Annotated in this window: 12 protein-coding genes; 1 reads left to right on the top strand and 11 read right to left on the bottom strand. The window is 35.1% G+C overall.

Annotated elements, in window-relative coordinates; all coding sequences use genetic code 11:
* Positions 1 to 61: 61 nt before the first annotated feature.
* The 10 genes from EGX73_RS10930 to EGX73_RS10885 all read right to left on the bottom strand — a co-directional run bounded on the left by EGX73_RS10930 (position 62) and on the right by EGX73_RS10885 (position 18,290).
* Complete coding sequence (locus EGX73_RS10930) at positions 62 to 2,152, bottom strand: GW domain-containing glycosaminoglycan-binding protein (protein WP_123866944.1); 2,091 nt, start codon at positions 2,150 to 2,152, stop codon at positions 62 to 64.
* Between the two features lie 162 nt (positions 2,153 to 2,314).
* On the bottom strand, positions 2,315 to 5,884 hold the full coding sequence (locus tag EGX73_RS10925; RefSeq protein ID WP_096710815.1) for a CDP-glycerol glycerophosphotransferase family protein: 3,570 nt from the start codon (positions 5,882 to 5,884) through the stop codon (positions 2,315 to 2,317).
* Between the two features lie 9 nt (positions 5,885 to 5,893).
* Positions 5,894 to 8,242 carry a CDP-glycerol glycerophosphotransferase family protein gene (locus EGX73_RS10920; RefSeq protein ID WP_123866943.1) on the bottom strand — a complete coding sequence of 783 codons (2,349 nt, stop codon included), beginning with the start codon at positions 8,240 to 8,242 and terminating at the stop codon, positions 5,894 to 5,896.
* Between the two features lie 20 nt (positions 8,243 to 8,262).
* Positions 8,263 to 8,997 (bottom strand): WecB/TagA/CpsF family glycosyltransferase, encoded by a 735-nt coding sequence (locus tag EGX73_RS10915; RefSeq protein WP_172956416.1) that lies wholly within the window; start codon positions 8,995 to 8,997, stop codon positions 8,263 to 8,265.
* A complete protein-coding gene (locus EGX73_RS10910; RefSeq protein WP_231477852.1) occupies positions 8,987 to 10,135 on the bottom strand; it encodes a CDP-glycerol glycerophosphotransferase family protein in 1,149 nt (382 codons plus the stop codon). The genes EGX73_RS10915 and EGX73_RS10910 overlap by 11 nt, the downstream gene beginning before the upstream one ends.
* Positions 10,136 to 10,310: 175 nt before the next feature.
* On the bottom strand, positions 10,311 to 11,990 hold the full coding sequence (locus EGX73_RS10905; protein WP_081131304.1) for a hypothetical protein: 1,680 nt from the start codon (positions 11,988 to 11,990) through the stop codon (positions 10,311 to 10,313).
* Positions 11,991 to 12,416: 426 nt separating this feature from the next.
* Positions 12,417 to 13,715, bottom strand: a complete 1,299-nt coding sequence (gene asnS / locus EGX73_RS10900) for an asparagine--tRNA ligase (RefSeq protein ID WP_005472233.1) — start codon at positions 13,713 to 13,715, stop codon at positions 12,417 to 12,419.
* Positions 13,716 to 13,757: 42 nt separating this feature from the next.
* A complete protein-coding gene (locus EGX73_RS10895) occupies positions 13,758 to 14,951 on the bottom strand; it encodes a pyridoxal phosphate-dependent aminotransferase (RefSeq protein WP_123866942.1) in 1,194 nt (397 codons plus the stop codon).
* A 21-nt stretch (positions 14,952 to 14,972) separates the two neighbouring features.
* The gene (locus EGX73_RS10890) at positions 14,973 to 15,473 is read right to left on the bottom strand and encodes a DUF5590 domain-containing protein (protein ID WP_003126923.1); all 501 of its coding nucleotides are present in this window, start codon (positions 15,471 to 15,473) and stop codon (positions 14,973 to 14,975) included.
* A 54-nt stretch (positions 15,474 to 15,527) separates the two neighbouring features.
* The gene (locus EGX73_RS10885; RefSeq protein WP_123866941.1) at positions 15,528 to 18,290 is read right to left on the bottom strand and encodes a helicase C-terminal domain-containing protein; all 2,763 of its coding nucleotides are present in this window, start codon (positions 18,288 to 18,290) and stop codon (positions 15,528 to 15,530) included.
* A 228-nt stretch (positions 18,291 to 18,518) separates the two neighbouring features.
* On the opposite strand from EGX73_RS10885, the gene EGX73_RS10880 reads away from it, so the two are divergent.
* Entirely contained in the window at positions 18,519 to 19,289 is a 771-nt protein-coding gene (locus EGX73_RS10880; RefSeq protein WP_003126921.1) for an SDR family NAD(P)-dependent oxidoreductase, read from the top strand.
* A 134-nt stretch (positions 19,290 to 19,423) separates the two neighbouring features.
* Here the strand turns inward: EGX73_RS10880 and EGX73_RS10875 are convergent, their stop codons facing one another.
* On the bottom strand, positions 19,424 to 20,056 hold the full coding sequence (locus EGX73_RS10875; RefSeq protein ID WP_005472230.1) for an HD domain-containing protein: 633 nt from the start codon (positions 20,054 to 20,056) through the stop codon (positions 19,424 to 19,426).
* Positions 20,057 to 20,084 lie beyond the last annotated feature (28 nt).

Here is a 20,084-nt window from a genome sequence, read left to right as displayed (position 1 = left end):
GCAACTCATTAGTCCTTATTGACAAAGAGCCATAATAAATAAACACATATAAAATGGTTTATTATCTAACCACAACTTGCTTTCTTCCTTTTATTGAAAGGTAATTATCCAGAGTTTTTTCAGCAACCCATTGCCTGCCACCAGAATTGATGTAACCAGATGCTGGGTCTTGAATGAAATATTTACCATTTTTGTAACCGATAATCGTTAACACATGCGTAGTTGAATTATTGTTTGGATATCTTAAACCTGCTTTTCCCCATATCATAACAGGGTTTCCTTGTTTCACTTCGTTTTGTACATAAGTTAATGGTTTACCCGTAATGTTTACGGCATTCCCACCAAGTTTATTTATAAAATTTGTTGTTCCTATTGGTGATATAACAGCCTTAAATTCATTATATCTCAACGGATGACCCACTTGTCCAATATCCGGATTCCAACTGTGTAAGGGCAAATTATTATAGAACCAACGTAAATTAAGATTCAAGGCATAGCCTTTAGCTTGCATCGTTGCGAATATTTGAGAAGCTGCGCACCCTGCTCCAGCATAACCTGCAGTGTTAATTTGGTTCACCCAATCAATTGGCACTATAAATTCTTTTAGATTGCTAAGTCCTTCTTTGTTAATCCAACCTATTATTCTTCCACGATACTTTAGCTGATAATAAGTACCATAGCTTGTTTTCGATTCACGTATAATTGAAACATTTTTTCCTAAATAAAATGTTGTCTTTCCAGATTCTTTGGCTCCATAAATGTAAGGTGTTTCCCATAAGCTCCAATTCTTTTTTGAAACCATATGCATATCATAATTTACTGATTTATTGGTTATGATTTTATCAACATAAGTAGTCCCTAGTTCATTAATCCAACCGACAAAATGCCAGCGACCATTAACCATTATCCATGTTTTTAAATATGTTCCAGTATTTGTTGTTGCTCTTGCATTGAATAATACTTGCTTATTTAAATAAGAAGTAGTTTTACCTAATTCTTTAGCCTCTGATTTATATGGTTTTTCCCAAATTGACCAATTACTCTTGAGAATCTTCCCATAAGTATTGGAAATCGTGACTCCCTCACTTGTATTGATAGCAGATAAATTACTGTTGATAGCAGTTTCGTTTATCCATCCAATCTCTTTTCCATCAAATTTAAATAACACATAAATTCCATTATTTGTTCTAGCTCTTCTAATCAAATCAACTTTTTCTCCAGCATAAGCATTTGAATATTTAACAAATTGATTTTTTCCTCCTTTAACAAAAGGTTTGGACCAGATGGACCAAGCATACTTCGTTTGATAGACTCCAAAAAGAGAGTAAGACTCACCAATATTCGAGTCTAACATATTTTCTTTACCTGTTCCATTTTCATTTATCCATCCGATTGTTTCCCCATTATATTCTATTAAAAGATAGACACCATTTTGGGTTGTCGCTTTTCTAACTGCTCTTATAACTTTCTCATATAACTTATCCGTTTTTCCAATTAGCTGAGCCCTTTCATCGTATGGAAGACTCCAAATTGACCAAGTACTCTTATATATTCGTAAAGTTTGATTAATAGCTATACCGCTCGATTTATTGATACTAATAGTATGCTTAGAAATACCTAAAACATTTAACCAGCCAACAGTTTTATATTCATTAGATCTTTTAATCTGAAACAGTATATAAGTTCCCAAATTCGTGGATTTTTCGTCAATAACTTGAATTTCTTCACCAATATATTGATCGGTATTCGAAATCGGCTGCGATCCATTTGCAGTATATGGATCTGCCCATATATTCCATTTTTCTTTAACAATATAGGCTGAATATCTGTCTATTCTGGTAGAAGTACCAGCTATATCATTTTCTTCAAAGCTAGTGTCTGTTGTTTCATTTTGAACATCTTGCTGGCTAGAATCCTCCATTAAAGATGAATTACTTTCCGATGAAGAAGACCCACTAGGTACAGTATTATCAGAGGTTTCGTTAGAACTGGAGGTAACGGTAGAATCGACTACGTCGAAAACGTTTTCTCTCGATGTATCTTCATGGGAAATTATTTCTTCAGAAGCAGAAATCGAATCTCCTACCACAGATATTGGTTCCAGAATCTGTAAAAGAAGAAGAAATAAAACCGCCAACTTTATTTTTTTCATAATTAACCCCTATTCTAAAAAACTTATAAACTACCAACTTTTCATTTTCTCACGACACTAATTACATTATACTAAATTTTCACCACTTATCTAATAAAAAGTTTTGACATGGTCATTGAATAAAACACACAACAACCATATCAAAATTTAATATTCAGTTGATTAATCCATAATACGTTTAATCAATTCTTCTGTTGCATGTCCTTTGTCGTATTGGACAAATTTTTTATTGAATGCTTGGATGCTTTTTTGATATTTCTGCATGAAAGTATCAATATTTTTAATTTCAGCAATTATTTCTTCTGTGTTTACAAGAAGTGGTCCTGGCGCCTCTTCCTTAAAATCAAAATACAAATCCCGCAAATTGTTCTTATAGTTGTCATAGTCATAAGTGAAAAATAGCATTGGTTTATTTAGCAAAGCAAAGTCAAACATTACAGAAGAGTAATCCGTAATCAATAAATCTGCGACTTTATAGAAATCACTAATAATACTATTTTTCCCAAAGACGAAAGCAAAATCTTCAACACCATCTAAAGAAAAATTTTGTATCATATAATGATGTAATTTGATGACAATAATATATTCATCACCTAGAGATTCTTTTAGTTGCTGTAAATCGATTGGCATTGAAAATTTTCCTTTTACACGCCACGTTGGAGCATATAAAATGATTTTTTTATCTTTGGGCAATTGATAAGAGTTGAGAATTGACAATCTCAACTCTTCTGAATAATTAAATAAACTGTCATTTCTTGGATATCCAGTTTTTAATAATTGTTTATTAAATCGATAAGCTGATTGTGCAATTTCACCCACATAATCACTTGGAATCGTAAGATAATCCCATCTTTCACATTTTTCAATGAATTTCTGAACTTGATGATCCGGAATTTCACCTGGATTGTCTAATCCGAGTTTTTTTAGTGGAGTTCCATGCATTGTTTGGACTTCTACTGCATTTTTCCTTTTATGATAATAATCTGGAAAATTAACATTATTAAAAAAATATTTAGCTCGTGCAAGATAATATAAATACTTCCATGAATTTAGTTTAACCACTTCAGTATTAGAATTATTAATATCTATATTAGATAAGGTATCTTGTAAGGGAATAATATATTTCATGTTAGGCTTCTGCTGATTTAGATAATCATAAATTGCTTTTGGATTATCACTAAATTCTCTCCCCCAGAATGACTCTAATACACAAACATTTTTTAAAATAGGTAATTTTCTCCATAGTGGATAAAATACTCTTCTAACTACTTCTTGTCTTCGAGGACCATCATCAAGTTTATCCCAATAAGAACTACGTTTAAATTTTAGATAATATTTACCAAAAGGGTGATAAAGTTCATATTTAGTCCCTTGGTTTTTAACTAATAATTTGTCTACACCAAAGTTAAACAAATATATTGGTAGACGTTCAATATTGGATAATTTTCCATACGTTTTTCTATCAGTATTATTAGTTTCATCGTTTACGGACTCATCAATTGATGAGTCAAGATCGTTCTCTCCATAATCAAATATGCGACGTTTAACTTGAAAATCACCGGTTTTCTCGATAACTAATGTATAGACTTTATCATTGAATGTTTCACTTAATGAAATTGTTGATTCAATGATCGAACAATTTTGATTTCTATCAATTACTTTAGGAGCTAAATGAATTTCTTCTTCACCCATCAAAAGAACTGACCAAGTTTGTGCATTTTCAAAGAAATTATTGGGAATTGAAAACGTGAAAGTCAATTGATTATTAGCGTTTGTCATATCTTGAACAATTGGCAAAACTTCACCAAACCGAAGTCTAAATTTACCTGATTGTGTCCCAATGATAGTAATTTGATGTTCTTGATATGGATAGCTTTCATAGCTACTTTCTTCAGCTCTCATCAACGGAGTAGATTCTTCAAAATAGAATTCCCAATTCAGATCTTTTCCATTATAATCAGAGATATTTAATATCTCGTCGATAATTTGTGAGGTGATCTCAGCCTTAAAAAAGCTGCCTTCTTTTTTTACAGGCAAAGTAAACTCCATCTGAGTTTCTAAATCTTTACAAATCATTACTAAAGAATCGCGGTTTGACAGCGATTGACCTGAGAGAGAAATTCTACCATCATTAATTGATACATCAGAAATACTATTTTTCAAACTACTTTTCGTAAAATTTAATTCCCAGCTAGCATTATAAGTAGGTGCAACAATAGTATCATTCACTATTTTATAATTAGGTTTCGTTTTATAACCTGGTAACGGTGCTTGAATAGCATATTCTTGAATAATTCCCGAATTTTGATATTCAAATAGCAATTGATATTGCTCATTCTCATTCATTAGTGGCAACACTTTTTTCATGGATATTTCTACTTCATAACCTGAGTAATTATAATTGTGTAGTCTTTTAAAAGGAATTCGTGAATTAATATCTACGCCTCTCTTTAAAGTAACATCTGGTCGGAACAACAATTTCAAATTATTGTTTATCGAAATTATTTCCTCTGAATTCTCACCCTTTAAAAAGACCCGACATTTGCTTGTATTTCTTTTATTCGAGGATAGCATTCTTAAATAAGTTACACCGGATACTTTGAAGACATCCTTTTCCCAATAACTATTTTCTATCCATATAACTGGGGAAAATTCCGTTGTAGCTATACGCTCTTCTCTCGATAAAACATCAATAAATTGATAATCAAAAGTTAATCCTTCTGAGGTTTTTATTGGCTTTTTACGGTTTAATTTCAGCTTATCATTTCGAATTACTTTTAAGAAATCATCAAACCGATCAAGCATAATTAATCGGTATTTAATTCGCCATAGAACGCTAAGTTGCATGAAGATATGTGAGCTCACACCTTTTAGATAGTCTTTTACATATTTGTTTACTGCTATCTGGTATTCTTTTTCAACCTCAAGCATATATCCAAGATAAAGAGGAAAATCCATGGATAAATTCTTATAATCAAACGCATCCTTCAAATCATTAGAAACATTGTACTTTGCAAATGCTTCTTTAACCATATCAATTGCTTTCGTTCTGTCGATGAAGTTCTCTATCTTTTCTTTTTGTTGAGTAATGGAATTATCACCAGCGTCTCTTGCGCGCCATCGATAAACCACTTGTGTTAACACATCGACATTATCTGCTAATGCATGAGCCGGAATAGTCACAGGAATATCCTCATAAAGCATTCCTTCTGGAAAACGAAATTGATATTTATCCCAGAAACTCCGTCTAAAAATTTTATTCCAAGCAGTGGTATCATATAATAGTTCTGGATTAGTATGAATATTGACACCAATTAAATCTTTGAAAAAAACTTTTTTGTGAAGCACAGATGCATAAGTCCTTGTTGAATTGAACCTTACTACATTCCCAATAACAAAGTCTGAACCAGAATTTTCAATGGTGTTCAACATGTGTGTATATGCATTTTGTTCAATTACATCATCAGAATCAACAAATGTAATATATTCTCCCACTGAATGAGCTATACCTGTATTTCTAGCATTTCCCAATCCACCATTTTTTTGATTAATTACTTTTACTTGATCATACTTTTGCTCTAATCTGTAAGCAATTTCTAGCGTGTTGTCTGTAGATCCATCGTTAATAATTAAGACTTCCATTGAACTAATTTCCTGTTGGACGATTGACTCAATGCACTCTTCTAAATAGTTACTTACATTATAGGAAGGTACTATGACTGATAGTTTCACTTTAACTCCTCATTTCAACTTTTCTTCTAAAATTTTATCGAAAATCAATTGACAAGACTGAGCATTGTCAAAATTCATGAACTGATTAATCATTTTCTTATTATAAGTACAGGATTCGTCTTGTAGAATTCGTTCTATAAGCTCTTCCTCATTTAAAGTTTCTGGTTTTAAGCCGGTTTTTTCTTCAAGATCAAAGTACCAGCCTATATCATTTAAATATGCATTCTGGTCTTCTTGTAACACAATAATTTTACGATTTAGGTGAGCAAAATCAAACATTGCCGAAGAATAATCCGTAATCAATAAGTCAGAAAGAAGAAACAGTTCTTGGATATCGGTTAACTCATTGGGAAAAGCATGAATTCTATCATGCATTTGGTTATATTGTTCAAACAAATGAGACTCTAATGGATGCAACTTAATTATTAACTCATAATAATCCGGTAAAACATCCATTACCCGGCACCAATCAATAGTAGTTACCTTTCGACGATTTTTTTTGCGCCACGTAGGACAATATAGGATATATTTTTTCTCGTCTGAATAAACTTCATTGAAATACTTCTCCATTAAACGCTGTTTTTCGTTTACGTTGTTCGTATTCTCTATCAAATAAGTATTTCTTGGTGACCCATCCTTTAATATATGCAAATTAGGATTCTCCGACAATTTGAAAGCACCTTTGAAGATTTCTAAATTTAGTTGAGAACTAACAGATAAATAATCCCATTTTTTCATTCTAGGTATAAAAGCTTTTGTCTCTCGTTCCCTTTGTTGCTCATTTCTTAAATCAGCGACTATTTTTTTTAAAGGAAATCCATGCCATGTTTCTATAAATAATTGCTCTTTAGTCTTTCCAGCTTTATCCAAAGAATTCCCATTGATAATAACTAACTTTGAGAGTCGAAATTTCTCTATATACTCTTTGCTACCTAATCGAATAGGAATCATTCCGTAAGAGTAAATCTCTTGATCGACCAATTCATTGGCTGAACTAACGAAAAAAAACTTATCACTTATACTTTTTAAATATAATGATAAATATTTTGGATCACCAGCAAATGTCTTTCCATGAAAAGATTCTACAAAAACGAAATCTTCTCTTGGTCTTGTTTCCGTAGTTGAAGAATTTATTATTGGTTTGTTTCTAGTAAGTATTTTTCTTAAAACTTGTTTAAATTTTTGTGAATTAACTACATATTTTATCAACGGAACTTTTTTTAACCTTTGGTAAATTATTGCTAGTGTTCTTTTGCTAGAAAAATTATTTTGACTAAAGATTTTTCTCATAACTTCATTTTCATCAACAGAATTATCTAACGAAGATAAAGCGGGTAGCGATAATACATTCTCAGTATATAGCCTTCCATATTCTTCTAGAGGGCTTATAGTATTAAGCATATTAAAATCATTTTGTGCTAATCTATTCTTTTCTTCAATGGGTTGTTGAAGAAATTTTTCTATTATCACAGCATCTGATATTGTTGAACCTGTCAGCCAACAAAAACTTTTGAAAGAACCATAAATTTCTCTTAATGAGTTATCATCACCTTGGTACAAAATCATTTGCTTACCTTCAACAAATGCCTCAAGAATAGAATAACCTAGTGTTTCATATCTCGCTGTTGATAGATAAATCGCATCCACAGGTACTTCTTGGTTGATAAATACAAAATCTTGCAACTGATATAAGCGAACTAATTTTTCGTATACATCTTTACTTGGCCCTGTACCATTTATATATAAATGGTACCGCAGCTTTTTATGATTGACAAAATAATCAATAAGTTTGATTGCATAAGCAATATTTTTTTGCGCTTCATCAAATCTTGAATATACGTAGAAACTAATCTGCTTGTGGACGGGATAAATCATCATTTCTTTTTTCATAAGTAAGTGACGAATACTTACTGGAAAATGAACAATATTATTATTTGGATATTTTTTAGATAATTTTTCATAGACGCTCTTTAAACCCACACGATAAGTATCAATTGCTTCAGAAGCAAAATCAAGCGTCGGATCAATTAATGCTAGCGGTGTATGAACCTCGCCAATTACCTTTGCTTGAGGATGGTGCTTTTTAATTATCCTTGCAAAAATAAATAAACTTTCCCTAGTAATAATATATACATCCATCGAAGAAGCATTTGAAAAATTTTCAATTAAATCAAAGCTTATACGCTCCTTCGAAACTAATAGAGCTTCTACTTTTTTTCTTCCCTCACTTGAAACTGTTTGAAGGTTAAAATAATTGATATAATGACCATTACTTAAGAGTTCATTAATTAAGTTAATATTACTTCGAGTGGTACCGCCAGTACCAAACAAGTCATATCCAATAATCCCTATTTTCATAAATAACGTAACTGATCCAGTTACTTATTCCCTCCTTTTAGCTTCCACCACAAGCTTTTTACAATAAAGAACGGCAGTTGAAAAATCCTTCCAATTCTTGCAGGATTACTTAATGATCGATATAACCATTCTAAGTGATGGTCAATATAAAATTGAGGGGCACGCTTTACATGCCCGCTCAAAACATCGAAGCTTCCTCCTACATCTTGAAAAACATTTACTGATAAATTGTTAATATTTTTAGCGAGCCATTGCTCTTGTTTAGGAAATCCTAATGCTACAAATAAAAAATTTGGGTGGCACCTATTAATTTGAGCAACAATCTCGGAATCAGAAAGGCTAGTATACCCATCTATCCCGCCAAGAATATCTATCTGGGGATAGATAGAAGCTATATTTTTTATTGCGTCAGTTAAAACAGCTGGTTTCGCTCCATAAAGGAAAATACTTTTTTTATTATTATTTGCATATAAGAGAAGTTCTTTCATCATGTCAAAGCCGGCTATCCTTTCCTTAATATCGCCACCAGTTAACTTAGAAATCATGACAATTCCAATGCCATCGGGAATACGATGGGTAGAATGTTGAATAAAAGAAATTATCTCAGGATATTTTTTAGATTCTACAACAATTTGTGGATTAACACTGATTATAGACATTTTTTGATTATTCTCGATATACCTATGGGCATCCTCAATAACTTTTTTATAGCTAATACAATCCACAGGTATCCCCATAATAAACTCAGTTTTCATATTGCTTATCAATCCAATCTATTAATTGACTTACGGCATTACCAGAAACAAAAGAATTCCATTTATGATTAAACGAGTTAAAATTGGTTTTTCTCTCATTTTTTATTTCTTTTAGTAATTCATTTTGATCTTTAACCATTGGACTTGCCCACTCTTCAAAGCCAGATTGAAGTCCAACAGAACTTTTATATAGCTGGAGATCATAACAAAAATAAATTATTTTTCCATTTGGATTCGCTAAAGAAAATTCAAATGGAACTGAGGAATAATCCGTGATCAGACAATCTACAACAATAAGTAAATTTTTTAGATCATGTTGCATTTCATCAATAAAATAAGATGGATATTTCTTAGCCAAGCTTTTTAATTTTTTATCATGGGGATGGGCATGGATATAGAATACCCATTCATCACCAATTTGTTCTTCAATTTGCTCGAAGTCCAGCGGAAGCTCATAGTCGTTTTCTCTATAGGTTGGAACATAGAGAGCAATTTTTTTATTAGTCCCTTTTGATAAAACATTCTTTTTTTTAAGAATGTTTTTTTCGTTCCGATTGAAATAATAATCCGTCATGGGATAACCGAATTTTAAAAAGATAGGATCGATATTGTAACTTTCAGCAAAAATTTCAGCCATTGTCGGAGAACTTACTACAAAATGCGTAAATGTATCATATACCTTTTGATAGCGTTGCTGATCTTTAAATGATGCCTTCTTAGCATATTGAGCTTGCAAACCAAACTTTTTGATTGCACCATTCGCGTGCCACAATTGAACAATACGAGTATCCTTATCAAAATTAAAACCGGCTAATAAAGCAAAGTAATTGTCACATAATATTATCCTAGAACGTTTCATTTTTAAAACAGCCTGACATATCATTAAGGGCTTGTCAATGCAATATATATTGCATCCCTTTTTTTGAAAATCCTTAGCTAACTTAGATCCACTTTTGGTGTAACATACTATTAGTCTTTCTCCATATTTTTTATATAAATTTTCTAGTAGGTAATCACTAGTACTAGGAAAACTAAGTAAAAATATAATATAGTTTTCTTTTTTTATACTCGGCTTTGACAAGATATTTATCAAATACAGATAAACAAGTTTACTCAATTGTGTTATTATTTTTTTCAATTTATTAAACCCCATTTTTCGCACTATTATTTATTTTACCTGATAATATCGAAAAAGAAAATAACTGTAACAAAACCGTTATATTTTGATATGAAAAGGCCCTTCTCAAATTTTTTGAGAAGGAACCTTCTGTAAATAAAGTAACCTACTAGAGTCTTGGCTGATGATAAATCAATTAATTAAACCATTTAACCATATTTTGAATTACCCAAATAATAAAAATTAACGACCATAAAAAAATTGTTGTCAATAAAATTACTGTAAAAAACTTGAGTGGTGTATAAGTTACCAGCATCTTATTTTCCCCCTCTTTTTGTTTTACAAAAACAACTCCAATATTGGTCAACTTCACATCGCTATCTGACAGCTCTTTTCCATTTAAAATCAATCTTGTTCTGGCATATTTGACAATAGGTATAGATTTTAGTCCTGCATTTTTCCCGTACCAAGAAATTACCAGATTATTATCAACTATATTTTTGCTGAACTGTTCGTTTTGAGAAACTACTTGTTTACCGTAACTATCGTAATTATCTTGATTATCTTTACCATAAATTGGCAAATAGTCGGGTGTTGATTTTTGAAAAACAGTTAGAATTCTTGATTTGTCATCAGAAAAATATAATTTCTTATCTATTTTTTTATCTTCAGAAAAAAGATAAGAGTGTACTCCTGGGTTAATCTGGTATGTTGCATCGTTCCATCTGATCATTATCCCTGTACTTTGCCAAACAATTTGAAGAAATGAAACAAACAGAATGATAATTAAGTATCGTTCTTTACTTACTTTCTTTTTCGACACATCATTAATTAGTAAAGCTAAACCAATAATAATCAATACCGCAGCTGGAATAAAGAGTCTAAAAGGAAATTGTAAAATTGATAGTATCGGATTGTTTAGGTTAGATAGCTTTGTCCAAGGAATAAGATTGGTTGATAAAAAGGTTAACACCCCTGAAATAAATAGAATTATTTTTAAAAAATCAGACAGCTTTCTCCATCTTATCAAAGCAAAACTAAAGAAAAAGATACAAATATAAGGAAAAACAACAGGTGTATTAATCCAACGAACACTTTTTGCTGTTATAGTATTATTTTGCATAGTTTTATTTACAAAAGGAGCAACCAGTTTATTATTAGCATAAATATCTATCATAGATATCCAGATATTCATAGTTAATAGGAAGAAAAAGAATATTGCTATTAAAAGCTTATTGACTAATTTTAGTTTGTTATTAGATTGGATAAGAGCACATATAAAAAAAGGAGCATAAATTAGGACAAGAAAAACACAAGAAAGTAAGTGAATTTGAAACATAGCAGCAACTGCTACTGCTACAGGTAAAGGTTTCAATGTTTGATTTTCACATAAGTCCAAAAGTGGTATCAAGCAAAGTGGAAGTATGGCAGCCCCCCAGGCAGAAAACCCTTGTTCATTTACCCAATATTGAATGGGGTAAGTTGTCATAAAAAAACCTGAGAATCCGACAGCTAGCCAATTGTTTATTTTCGCCTTAACTAAAAAGAAATACATTGAATAACCAGCTAATATATAGATTAAAAAAGTTGAAATTAGTTGATAGTGGTACCATGTTTTAGAAATTAACACTAATAGTCCTTGGAAATAGGCAAAAAGAGGACCATAAAGGGCATTAACAATTCTTCCCGACTGCTGAAATCCATACATCGAGATAAAATATTGAAAGTTACCGTCTTTAATTTGTTGACTAGTATCATAAAAACGGTTAAAGTGGAATACTTCGTCCGATCCGACTATAAATCCTTTAAGCACAAATTGCGGTAAAATTAATACAAATGCTAATGCAAAAACAGTAATGAGATATCTTTTCTTCATTAAAATATTAAACCCCTCTCTAATTTTTAAATTAATAGAACTAGCATATTATCTATAACTTAAAAAAAAACAAAGTATCATTAATTGTTTTGATTTGAATCTTTAGTGTTGCTATTTTAAAGAAAGATTTCATTTCAGGTGAATAACTAAAACCAGTAAAGTAAACTTATTTATTTTTGTTTAGCATTATTCATAGAAGCATTTTCTTTCAATAAAAACGTTAATATCCTAAATACTATTCACTGTCCAGTCAAAATGATTGATTATATTCTTAGAAATACATGATTTTCCATTTTTGATATCAACTCATGGGAAAGATCAATCAAAAATACCAACCTAGAAGTACCTTCTATTAGGTTGGTATTTTTGATTTCGTATACTAATCATTTACTGATTCAATTAAGATATTTACTTTTTTAATATCCCCTATGGATAAATACGATTCAATAAGCGTGGGAATGGAATGGCTTCACGCACGTGTTCGATACCTGATAGCCATGTAACGGTCCGTTCAAGACCTAGACCAAAACCGGTATGTGGAACTGAGCCATACTTGCGAAGATCTAAATACCAAGAGTATTCATTTTCATCTAATCCGTGGTTACGGATTTGTTCTAGCAAGAATTCATAATCTGTAGCCCGTTCGGAGCCACCGATGATCTCCCCATAGCCTTCTGGTGCAATCATATCTGCACAGATCACGACATCATCTCTTGTTGGATGTGGTTTCATATAGAAAGGTTTGATGGCTTTTGGATAGTTAAGAATAAAGACTGGTTGATCAAATGAGTTTGCAATAAATGTTTCGTGTGGCGAACCAAAATCGTCACCCCATTGAATGTCCTCAAAGCCATTTTTTTGCAATAGTTCTACGGCATCATCATAAGAAATACGAGGGAATGGTAATTTCGTATACTTTTCAAGAATGGCACGATCTCTGCCTAAAACATCTAATGCATAATCACAGTTGTCCAAAACGCTTTGTACAAGGAAAGCAACGTATTGTTCTTGTACTTCCAAGCTTTCTTCTTGATGCATGAAAGCCATTTCCGGTTCGATCATCCAGAATTCGATTAGATGACGACGCGTTTTAGACTTTTCTGCACGGAAAGTCGGTCCGAATGAAAAGACTTTACCAAATGCCATCGCTGCAGCTTCCATATATAATTGACCAGATTGAGATAGATATGCTTTTTGATCAAAATAGTTGGTTTCAAAAAGATCCGTTGTTCCTTCCGGTGCAGACCCTGTCAAAATTGGTGGATCAATTTTGATAAAGCCATTATTATTGAAAAATTCATAGGTAGCACGAATCACTTCGTTACGGATCTGCATGATGGCATGTTGTTTTGAAGAACGTAGCCATAAATGGCGATGATCCATCAAGAAGTCGGTGCCGTGCTCTTTCGGTGTGATTGGGTATTCATGGCTTTCGCCCACTACTTCAATGCCGCTGATGCCGATTTCGTAGCCAAATTTCGAACGGCTATCTTCACGAATCTCACCAGTTACTAGAACTGCCGTTTCTTGATTTAAATTTTTGGCAAGCTGAAAGACTTCTTCGCCCACTTCGGTTTTTACCACGATACCTTGAAAATATGCGGTACCGTCACGTAATTGCAGAAAGGCAATTTTTCCACTTGATCGTTTGTTTGCGACCCAAGCACCAATCTGTACTGTTTCGCCAACATGTTTTTTTGCATCTAAAATTTGAATAGATTCCACACGTTTCTCTCCAATCTGATAATAAGGGTTCCATAAAGCATTTTAAGCTTTTCGGCTTTTCTTTTCAACAAAATCCTGCAAACGTTTTGCGGCTTCTTCCAAGGTTGCCCAATCGGTTGCATAGCTGATCCGTAAATTGTCTGGTGCACCAAACCCAGCACCAGTAACGACTGCTACTCCGGTCTCTTCCAGAATTGCTTCCACAAAATTATTGATGTCTTCATATCCGCACATATTCATTGCTTCCCTGACGTTTGGGAAAAGGTAAAAAGCGCCTTGCGGTTTTACTAATTGAAAACCTGGAATGGCTGCAACAATCGGATAGATTTTATTTAATCGGTCTTCGAATTGCTGACGCATGATTTCAATGGAGTCTTGATTCCCTGACAGTGCTTCAACAGCAGCATATTGACTGACAGCTGTAGGATTGCTAGTTGCTTGAGAAGCAATATCCGTCATCGCTTGAATGATTGTTGGATCGCCGACGGCAAATCCAATCCGCCAACCAGTCATGGCATATGTTTTTGAGACACCATTAATGATGATCGTTTGCTTACGAATAGCCTCAGACAAGGTAGCAATCGGCGTAAAGGAGTGCCCATTGTAAATCAGACGACCATAGATATCATCAGAAACAATCAAGATATGATGTTCAACTGCCCACTCTCCGATAGCCTGTAGTTCTTCTTTCGAATAAATTGCCCCCGTTGGATTGGAGGGCGAATTCAAAATAATGGCTTTAGTCTTGGCTGTTCTAACAGCTTCTAGTTGAGAAACCGTTACTTTAAATTGCTCGGTTTCCGCAGCATAGACGAAGACTGGATGCCCTCCTGCTAGTTTCACTTGCTCTGCATAGCTGACCCAATATGGCACCGGAATAATCACCTCATCTGCTGGATCGATCACTGCTTGAAACAACGCATAAAGCGCAAATTTAGCGCCATCTGTTACGATCACTTGGTTGGTGTCATACGTTACGCCATAAAACTCCTGCAGATAGCGTAGGATGGCTTCTTTTAGCTCAGGGATCCCAGCTGTCGGGGTATAAAAACTTGCCTTCCCATTTTCAACGGCTTGGATAGCGGCTTGACGAATATTCTCAGGAGTAATAAAGTCGGGTTCTCCTACCGTCAAACTCAATACGTCAACGCCTTGCGCTTTTAACGCCTTAGCCTTGGCAGCTGCAGCTAATGTAACTGAGGGCTCTACTTGATACGCTCGTTTGGAGAGTGTCATGTCAACCATCCTTTCTCTAAATCAAATATTATTGATGGCATTGATTTCCTTGCCGTCTTTAAAACCTAGCAAATAATAATGAAGTTCACCAGAAGCATCTTTCGTCATGATTTCCCAAGCAGCTTGCTCTTTAAACAATCCTAAAGTAGCTTTCTGGATCGTTTCTTCTGGATGCTTTTCGGCAACCAATTGACGAGCGGCTTCTTCCGTTAGACCATCTGATTGTTTAAAAACTGACACTTTTTCACCGCTTTTAGGAATAATGACGACGATTTTATTTTCTTTATCATCTGTACCAACTAAACTAAAAGAAGAGGCTTGACGATTAAACCAATAAAATTGATCGACCTCTTTCAAATCCGTATACTTTTGAGCAATTTCGATTGCTTCATTGCGTGCCTGTCGCATCGGACGAGTCGAACGGATGTAGAAAATTGATGAGAATATGATAACGATCAATAAAAAAACGATCGCACCCAGTAAAATCATCACACGGCGTTGTTCTTTGTCTTTCGTTTTCACTCGTTATCCTCCATAAAAATAATATGCTCTATTATAGCAGATTTCAGCTATCTTTTAAGAAAAATGTTTTTTTGGTGTTTCTTCTGCTCCAGAATCAAAAAACGCCCGTATGTCCTCGGTCATTTCTTGTGGTGTAGCTTCTTTGACCGGCAGATTTTTTGGCAAACCTTTAAGTATTCGCTTGCCATACTTCGTAGAAAGAATCCGACGATCAAGAACCACCATTACTCCTTGATCATTTTCCGACCGAATCAGACGTCCCAACGCCTGACGCATTCGGATAATTGCTTTTGGCAGTGCATCCTCCTTGAAAGGATCAATGCCTTCCGATGCTAAAAAAGCATGACGTGCTTGAACAAGCGGTCTTTTGGGGTTCTCAAATGGTAAGCGCGTCACAATCGCGATTTTGAGCGCTTGACCGGGTAAATCGATGCCTTCCCAAAAACTATCTGTTCCAAAAAGAATCCCATTTTCCGCCAGTAAAAAGCGCTTGATGATTTTCTCGCGACTACCGCCAGTCCCTTGTGCTACAAGTTCTCGTCCTTGTTCCAAGGCTTTTTTATGCAGTTTTTCATAGACCCGTTTCAATGTTTCATGAGCAGTGAATAATACAAGTGTTGGCTGCAAATTTTCAAATAGCAACGGTGTTAATGCATCGGCCAAATATTGCGCGTATTCTTCATTCGTTGCTTGCTGAATCGAGATTCCTTGTTTGACAATAAACAGACGTGCTTGCTTTTCATAATCATAGAATGCCGGAATCGTTTTGACCGTCACTTCAGGAATGCCTAATCGGTGAGCAAAGTAAGATTTGTTACCAGGAATTTTCAATGTACCGCCTAAATAAAGAATATGTTTGTACCTTGAATACCATTTGCTTTCGATAATTTGATTTCCCTGCAGGTCTGCCACTTCAATCATCGCTGCAGCATTCCCTGCTTTTTTCATGATCCAATGGACATACCGAGGTTGCCAATTCATCAGCCACGATTGAACCGTCGCTGCCTGTACCTCCATATCATGGAAATAATCGAACAAGCGGGCAATCAGGATGCGCTCCCGAGCCAATCGCCGTTCTTCTGTCGCCATGAAGGTTGTCTGCAATCGCTGTTGGATTTCTAAAATTTCTTTATAATACAAATGAATTTTTTGATGGAGACGATCTTGCTGCAAGCTGCCATCGTAAAGATCCTTGCGTTGGACAAGTGTCAGTTCTCCCCCATCGATCACGAGTGTTTCAAAATAGGCTTCTAGCGTATCGATAATCAATTTGATGGCATCGATATACAATGAAAATAAATGGGAAAGATCGAATTCTTCAGCGACGAGTTGCTTGATCTCTTCAAACAAACCTTCTTCATTCATTTGCAAAAATTGTCGTTTGAACTGTTGGGAATCAAAGGAATTTTGCGAATATCTTTCGGCAATCTCCGGCAAATGCTGGACTTCATCGATCAGCAGAAAGTCACTCGTTGGTAGTAGTGGATACTGTCGCCGATTTTCCTGCATCAAAAATGCATGGTTGACAATCAGCACATTGCTTTGTGTCATCTTATTATAGAGATGGCGCACAAAATCCTGCTCATAAAAAGATTGATTCTTTGCCAAAAAATCCACCCCTCGATGACGGATTTCCAAAAACAACGGATGATCAAGACGCACAAGATTCAATTCATCAAAATCTCCGGTCTCAGTTTTGGTCAGCCAAACTAAAAGTCCCATCTGGTACTGGGCATACTGTTTTTGTTCAAGCGGTTGTTCTAATGTTGCTTTGAACCGCTGGAGATCAATGTAGTGTTGATGGCTTTTCACAACAGTTGCCTGCAACGGTTGTTCCAGTACTTGATTGACTAATGGGATGTCTTTAGCCAATATCTGATTCTGTAGCAAAATCGACGTGGTACTGACGATTAATGGGTTTTTTGGAGTAGCTAAGTAGCTTGCAGGAAATAAGTACCCGATGGTTTTTCCCATGCCGGTTTCTGCCTCAATGATCAGATTTTTTTCTTCATGAGAAAAGTGATCATAAACAGCATTCATCAACCGCGCTTGTTGTTTTCGATAACTGAGGCGACCATCAAAACATTTGATCTTATCCGCTTTAACTTTAGGATACTCTCCTTGAAAATAGCTTGATTCAAACAATGGCACACTCTTTTTTCGCAGAACCAATCCATCGATTTCTTCCAAATGTTCAGGAAGCGGCTCTTCGGTACGTTCACTGACGATCCGCTGAATATACTGACTGGTCTGCATCCCCATTTGACCGCTCAACTGGGCGATTTGCTTTAAAGTCACCCATGGCAGTTCACGCATGATCGATTCGATGTACAGCAATAATGCCGCGGTCACTTCCGCATCGCTATCCGCCTGATGTGGATTCTCATGAACAAATCCGATACTTTCAGCCAGATCTCCCAAACGAAAGCTGCTTTCTGTCGGCAAAAAAACTTGCGCCAATTCCACGGTATCGATTCCTGGAATCTCAAGGGGCGGCATCCCGCATCGGATTAATTCTTGACTTAAGAAATGATAGTCAAAATAAATATTATGAGCCACAAAGACTGTTTGTGTTAACAAATTATAAATCGTATGAGCAACATCTTCGAAATACGGTGCTCGTTTCACTTGTTGATTGGTGATATGAGTCAAATTCTGGATCTGCTTTGATATTCTTCGATCCGGATTGATATCTGTCGCAAATCGATTAATGACCTGACCATCTTGGATCAAAACACAGCCAAATTGGATGATTCGATCAATGGCAGGATCAGTCCCCGTTGTTTCAAGGTCGACCACAGCGTATATGGGTTTCATTTCGCTTCCTCCTTACGCACTTCTTGCATTATACTACAAAATCTTTGCCTCTTACATCTGTTTTAGCCAATAACGAGGAAATCAAATTTTGAGATCAATCAGACGAGAAGCTTGATTTTAGGACTAAAGTCCTCATACGTTCATCCTATCAAAAATCAATGGACCATCCGTATCTTTCGACAAAGGTCAGGAACTTTTTTATAATTTAATTAAGAAGGAGGCGTTTAAATGAAACGGTTTGAAAATAAAAGGGTTATCGTGACGGGTGCAGCATCCGGCATTGGCAAAGCAGTTGCCCAGCAATTTCTGGATCAAGGAGCAGTCGTTGGTCTATTAGACATTGATGAAACAGAATTGAAGGCATTTGTAGAAGCTACTGAAGGTCAATCGATTTATCGTGTGGTTGATGTATCAAAAGGAGAAGAGCTCTTACAGGCAGTCACAGCGTTGGCACAAGAGTTGGGTGGTGTCGATATTCTCCACGTTAATGCAGGGATCAATGGAACCTGGACCCCTATCGAAGAGCTTTCACTAGATGATTGGGATACGACCATTACAACGAATCTTCGCAGTACTTTTGTCACAGTTAAAGCAGCAATTCCTTTTTTAAAAATCAACGGCGGCAGTATCGTGATCACAAGTTCGGTTAACGGCAACCGAATTTTCAAAAATTTCGGCGCTAGTGCCTACAGCACATCTAAGGCTGGTCAAGTTGCTTTCATGAAAATGGCGGCACTCGAGCTTTCCGGCTACAACATCCGAGTCAATGCGATTTGTCCAGGAGCGATTTCAACAAATATTGATGAGAATACGGCTATCGAAGAGGCTGTTGAAAAAATCAAAATCCCAATCGTCTTTCCGGAACGGGAACGTCCTTTGCGTCAGGAGACTGGTATTCCAGAACAAGTAGCTAACCTCGTGCTGTTTCTTTCCTCTGAAGATGCAGGAAACATTTCGGGTACAGAAGTCTATGTTGATGGAGCAGAATCATTGTTGTAATAAAAAAAGCCTGTGAAACAAGGCTTCAAAAACATACAACATACTAAGAGCAGAGGAGGAACTTATCGACGGATGAGTTTCTCCTCTGCTCTTAGTATGTTTTTTCCATAGGTAAACTTGTTTCACAGACCATTTCAATTTTTGATTAGGTTTGCGATTTCTTCTAGAAAATTTTCTTTTCCATAGAAATCTGCATTCAATAGTTCTGGAAAGACCGCTTCAAAGAAGTAAGACACACTAGGACGGTGATTAAAATTTTTGACCGTCATTACTGCTTCGCGAAACATTTCTTTGTAGACTTTATCTGGATTGCTTTTTGAAATTTCTTCAAAAGATTCATAAAGCAAATCAATTTTATCTGCGATCGCCAACAATTGGCCTTCCAGGGAATCATCTTTACCATCCGCTAATCTACGACGATAAATCGGCTGAAATGATTCTGGAATCTCTTCTTCGATGAATGTATCTGTCATCTTTTCTTCTACTGTCGAAAGCATTTGCCGCAATTCTTTATTTGCATATTTGACAGGCGTTTTGATGTCTCCAATGAATCGTTCAGTATAATCATGATTTAATGCTTTTTCATAGAGAATCTGCCAATCGATCGTATTTCCCGCCTGCTCTTCAATATCAGCCAATGTCTGGGCAATCATTGCGACTCGAAAAGAATGCGCCGCGACGCTATGTTCTGTAAACTTAAAGAACCCCGGCGCCCGTTGAATCTTTTCCAAATTCGCCAGTCCCAAAATAAATTCATTCAGTCCCATCCTGAGTCCCCCTTTTTTCAAGTATAAC

The sequence above is a fragment of the Enterococcus sp. FDAARGOS_553 genome (assembly GCF_003812305.1).
GTDB classification, from domain to species: domain Bacteria; phylum Bacillota; class Bacilli; order Lactobacillales; family Enterococcaceae; genus Enterococcus_D; species Enterococcus_D gallinarum.
Note: the sequence above shows the minus strand (reverse complement) of the source record. Positions and strands in the feature narration are given on the sequence as shown.

Coding starts and splice junctions, on each gene's coding strand:
- EGX73_RS10930 (WP_123866944.1), bottom strand. CDS start 2,152: ATGAAAAAAATAAAGTTGGCGGTTTTATTTCTTCTTCTTTTACAGATT.
- EGX73_RS10920 (WP_123866943.1), bottom strand. CDS start 8,242: ATGAAAATAGGGATTATTGGATATGACTTGTTTGGTACTGGCGGTACC.
- EGX73_RS10915 (WP_172956416.1), bottom strand. CDS start 8,997: ATGAAAACTGAGTTTATTATGGGGATACCTGTGGATTGTATTAGCTAT.
- EGX73_RS10905 (WP_081131304.1), bottom strand. CDS start 11,990: ATGAAGAAAAGATATCTCATTACTGTTTTTGCATTAGCATTTGTATTA.
- EGX73_RS10895 (WP_123866942.1), bottom strand. CDS start 14,951: ATGACACTCTCCAAACGAGCGTATCAAGTAGAGCCCTCAGTTACATTA.
- EGX73_RS10885 (WP_123866941.1), bottom strand. CDS start 18,290: ATGAAACCCATATACGCTGTGGTCGACCTTGAAACAACGGGGACTGAT.
- EGX73_RS10880 (WP_003126921.1), top strand. CDS start 18,519: ATGAAACGGTTTGAAAATAAAAGGGTTATCGTGACGGGTGCAGCATCC.
- EGX73_RS10875 (WP_005472230.1), bottom strand. CDS start 20,056: ATGGGACTGAATGAATTTATTTTGGGACTGGCGAATTTGGAAAAGATT.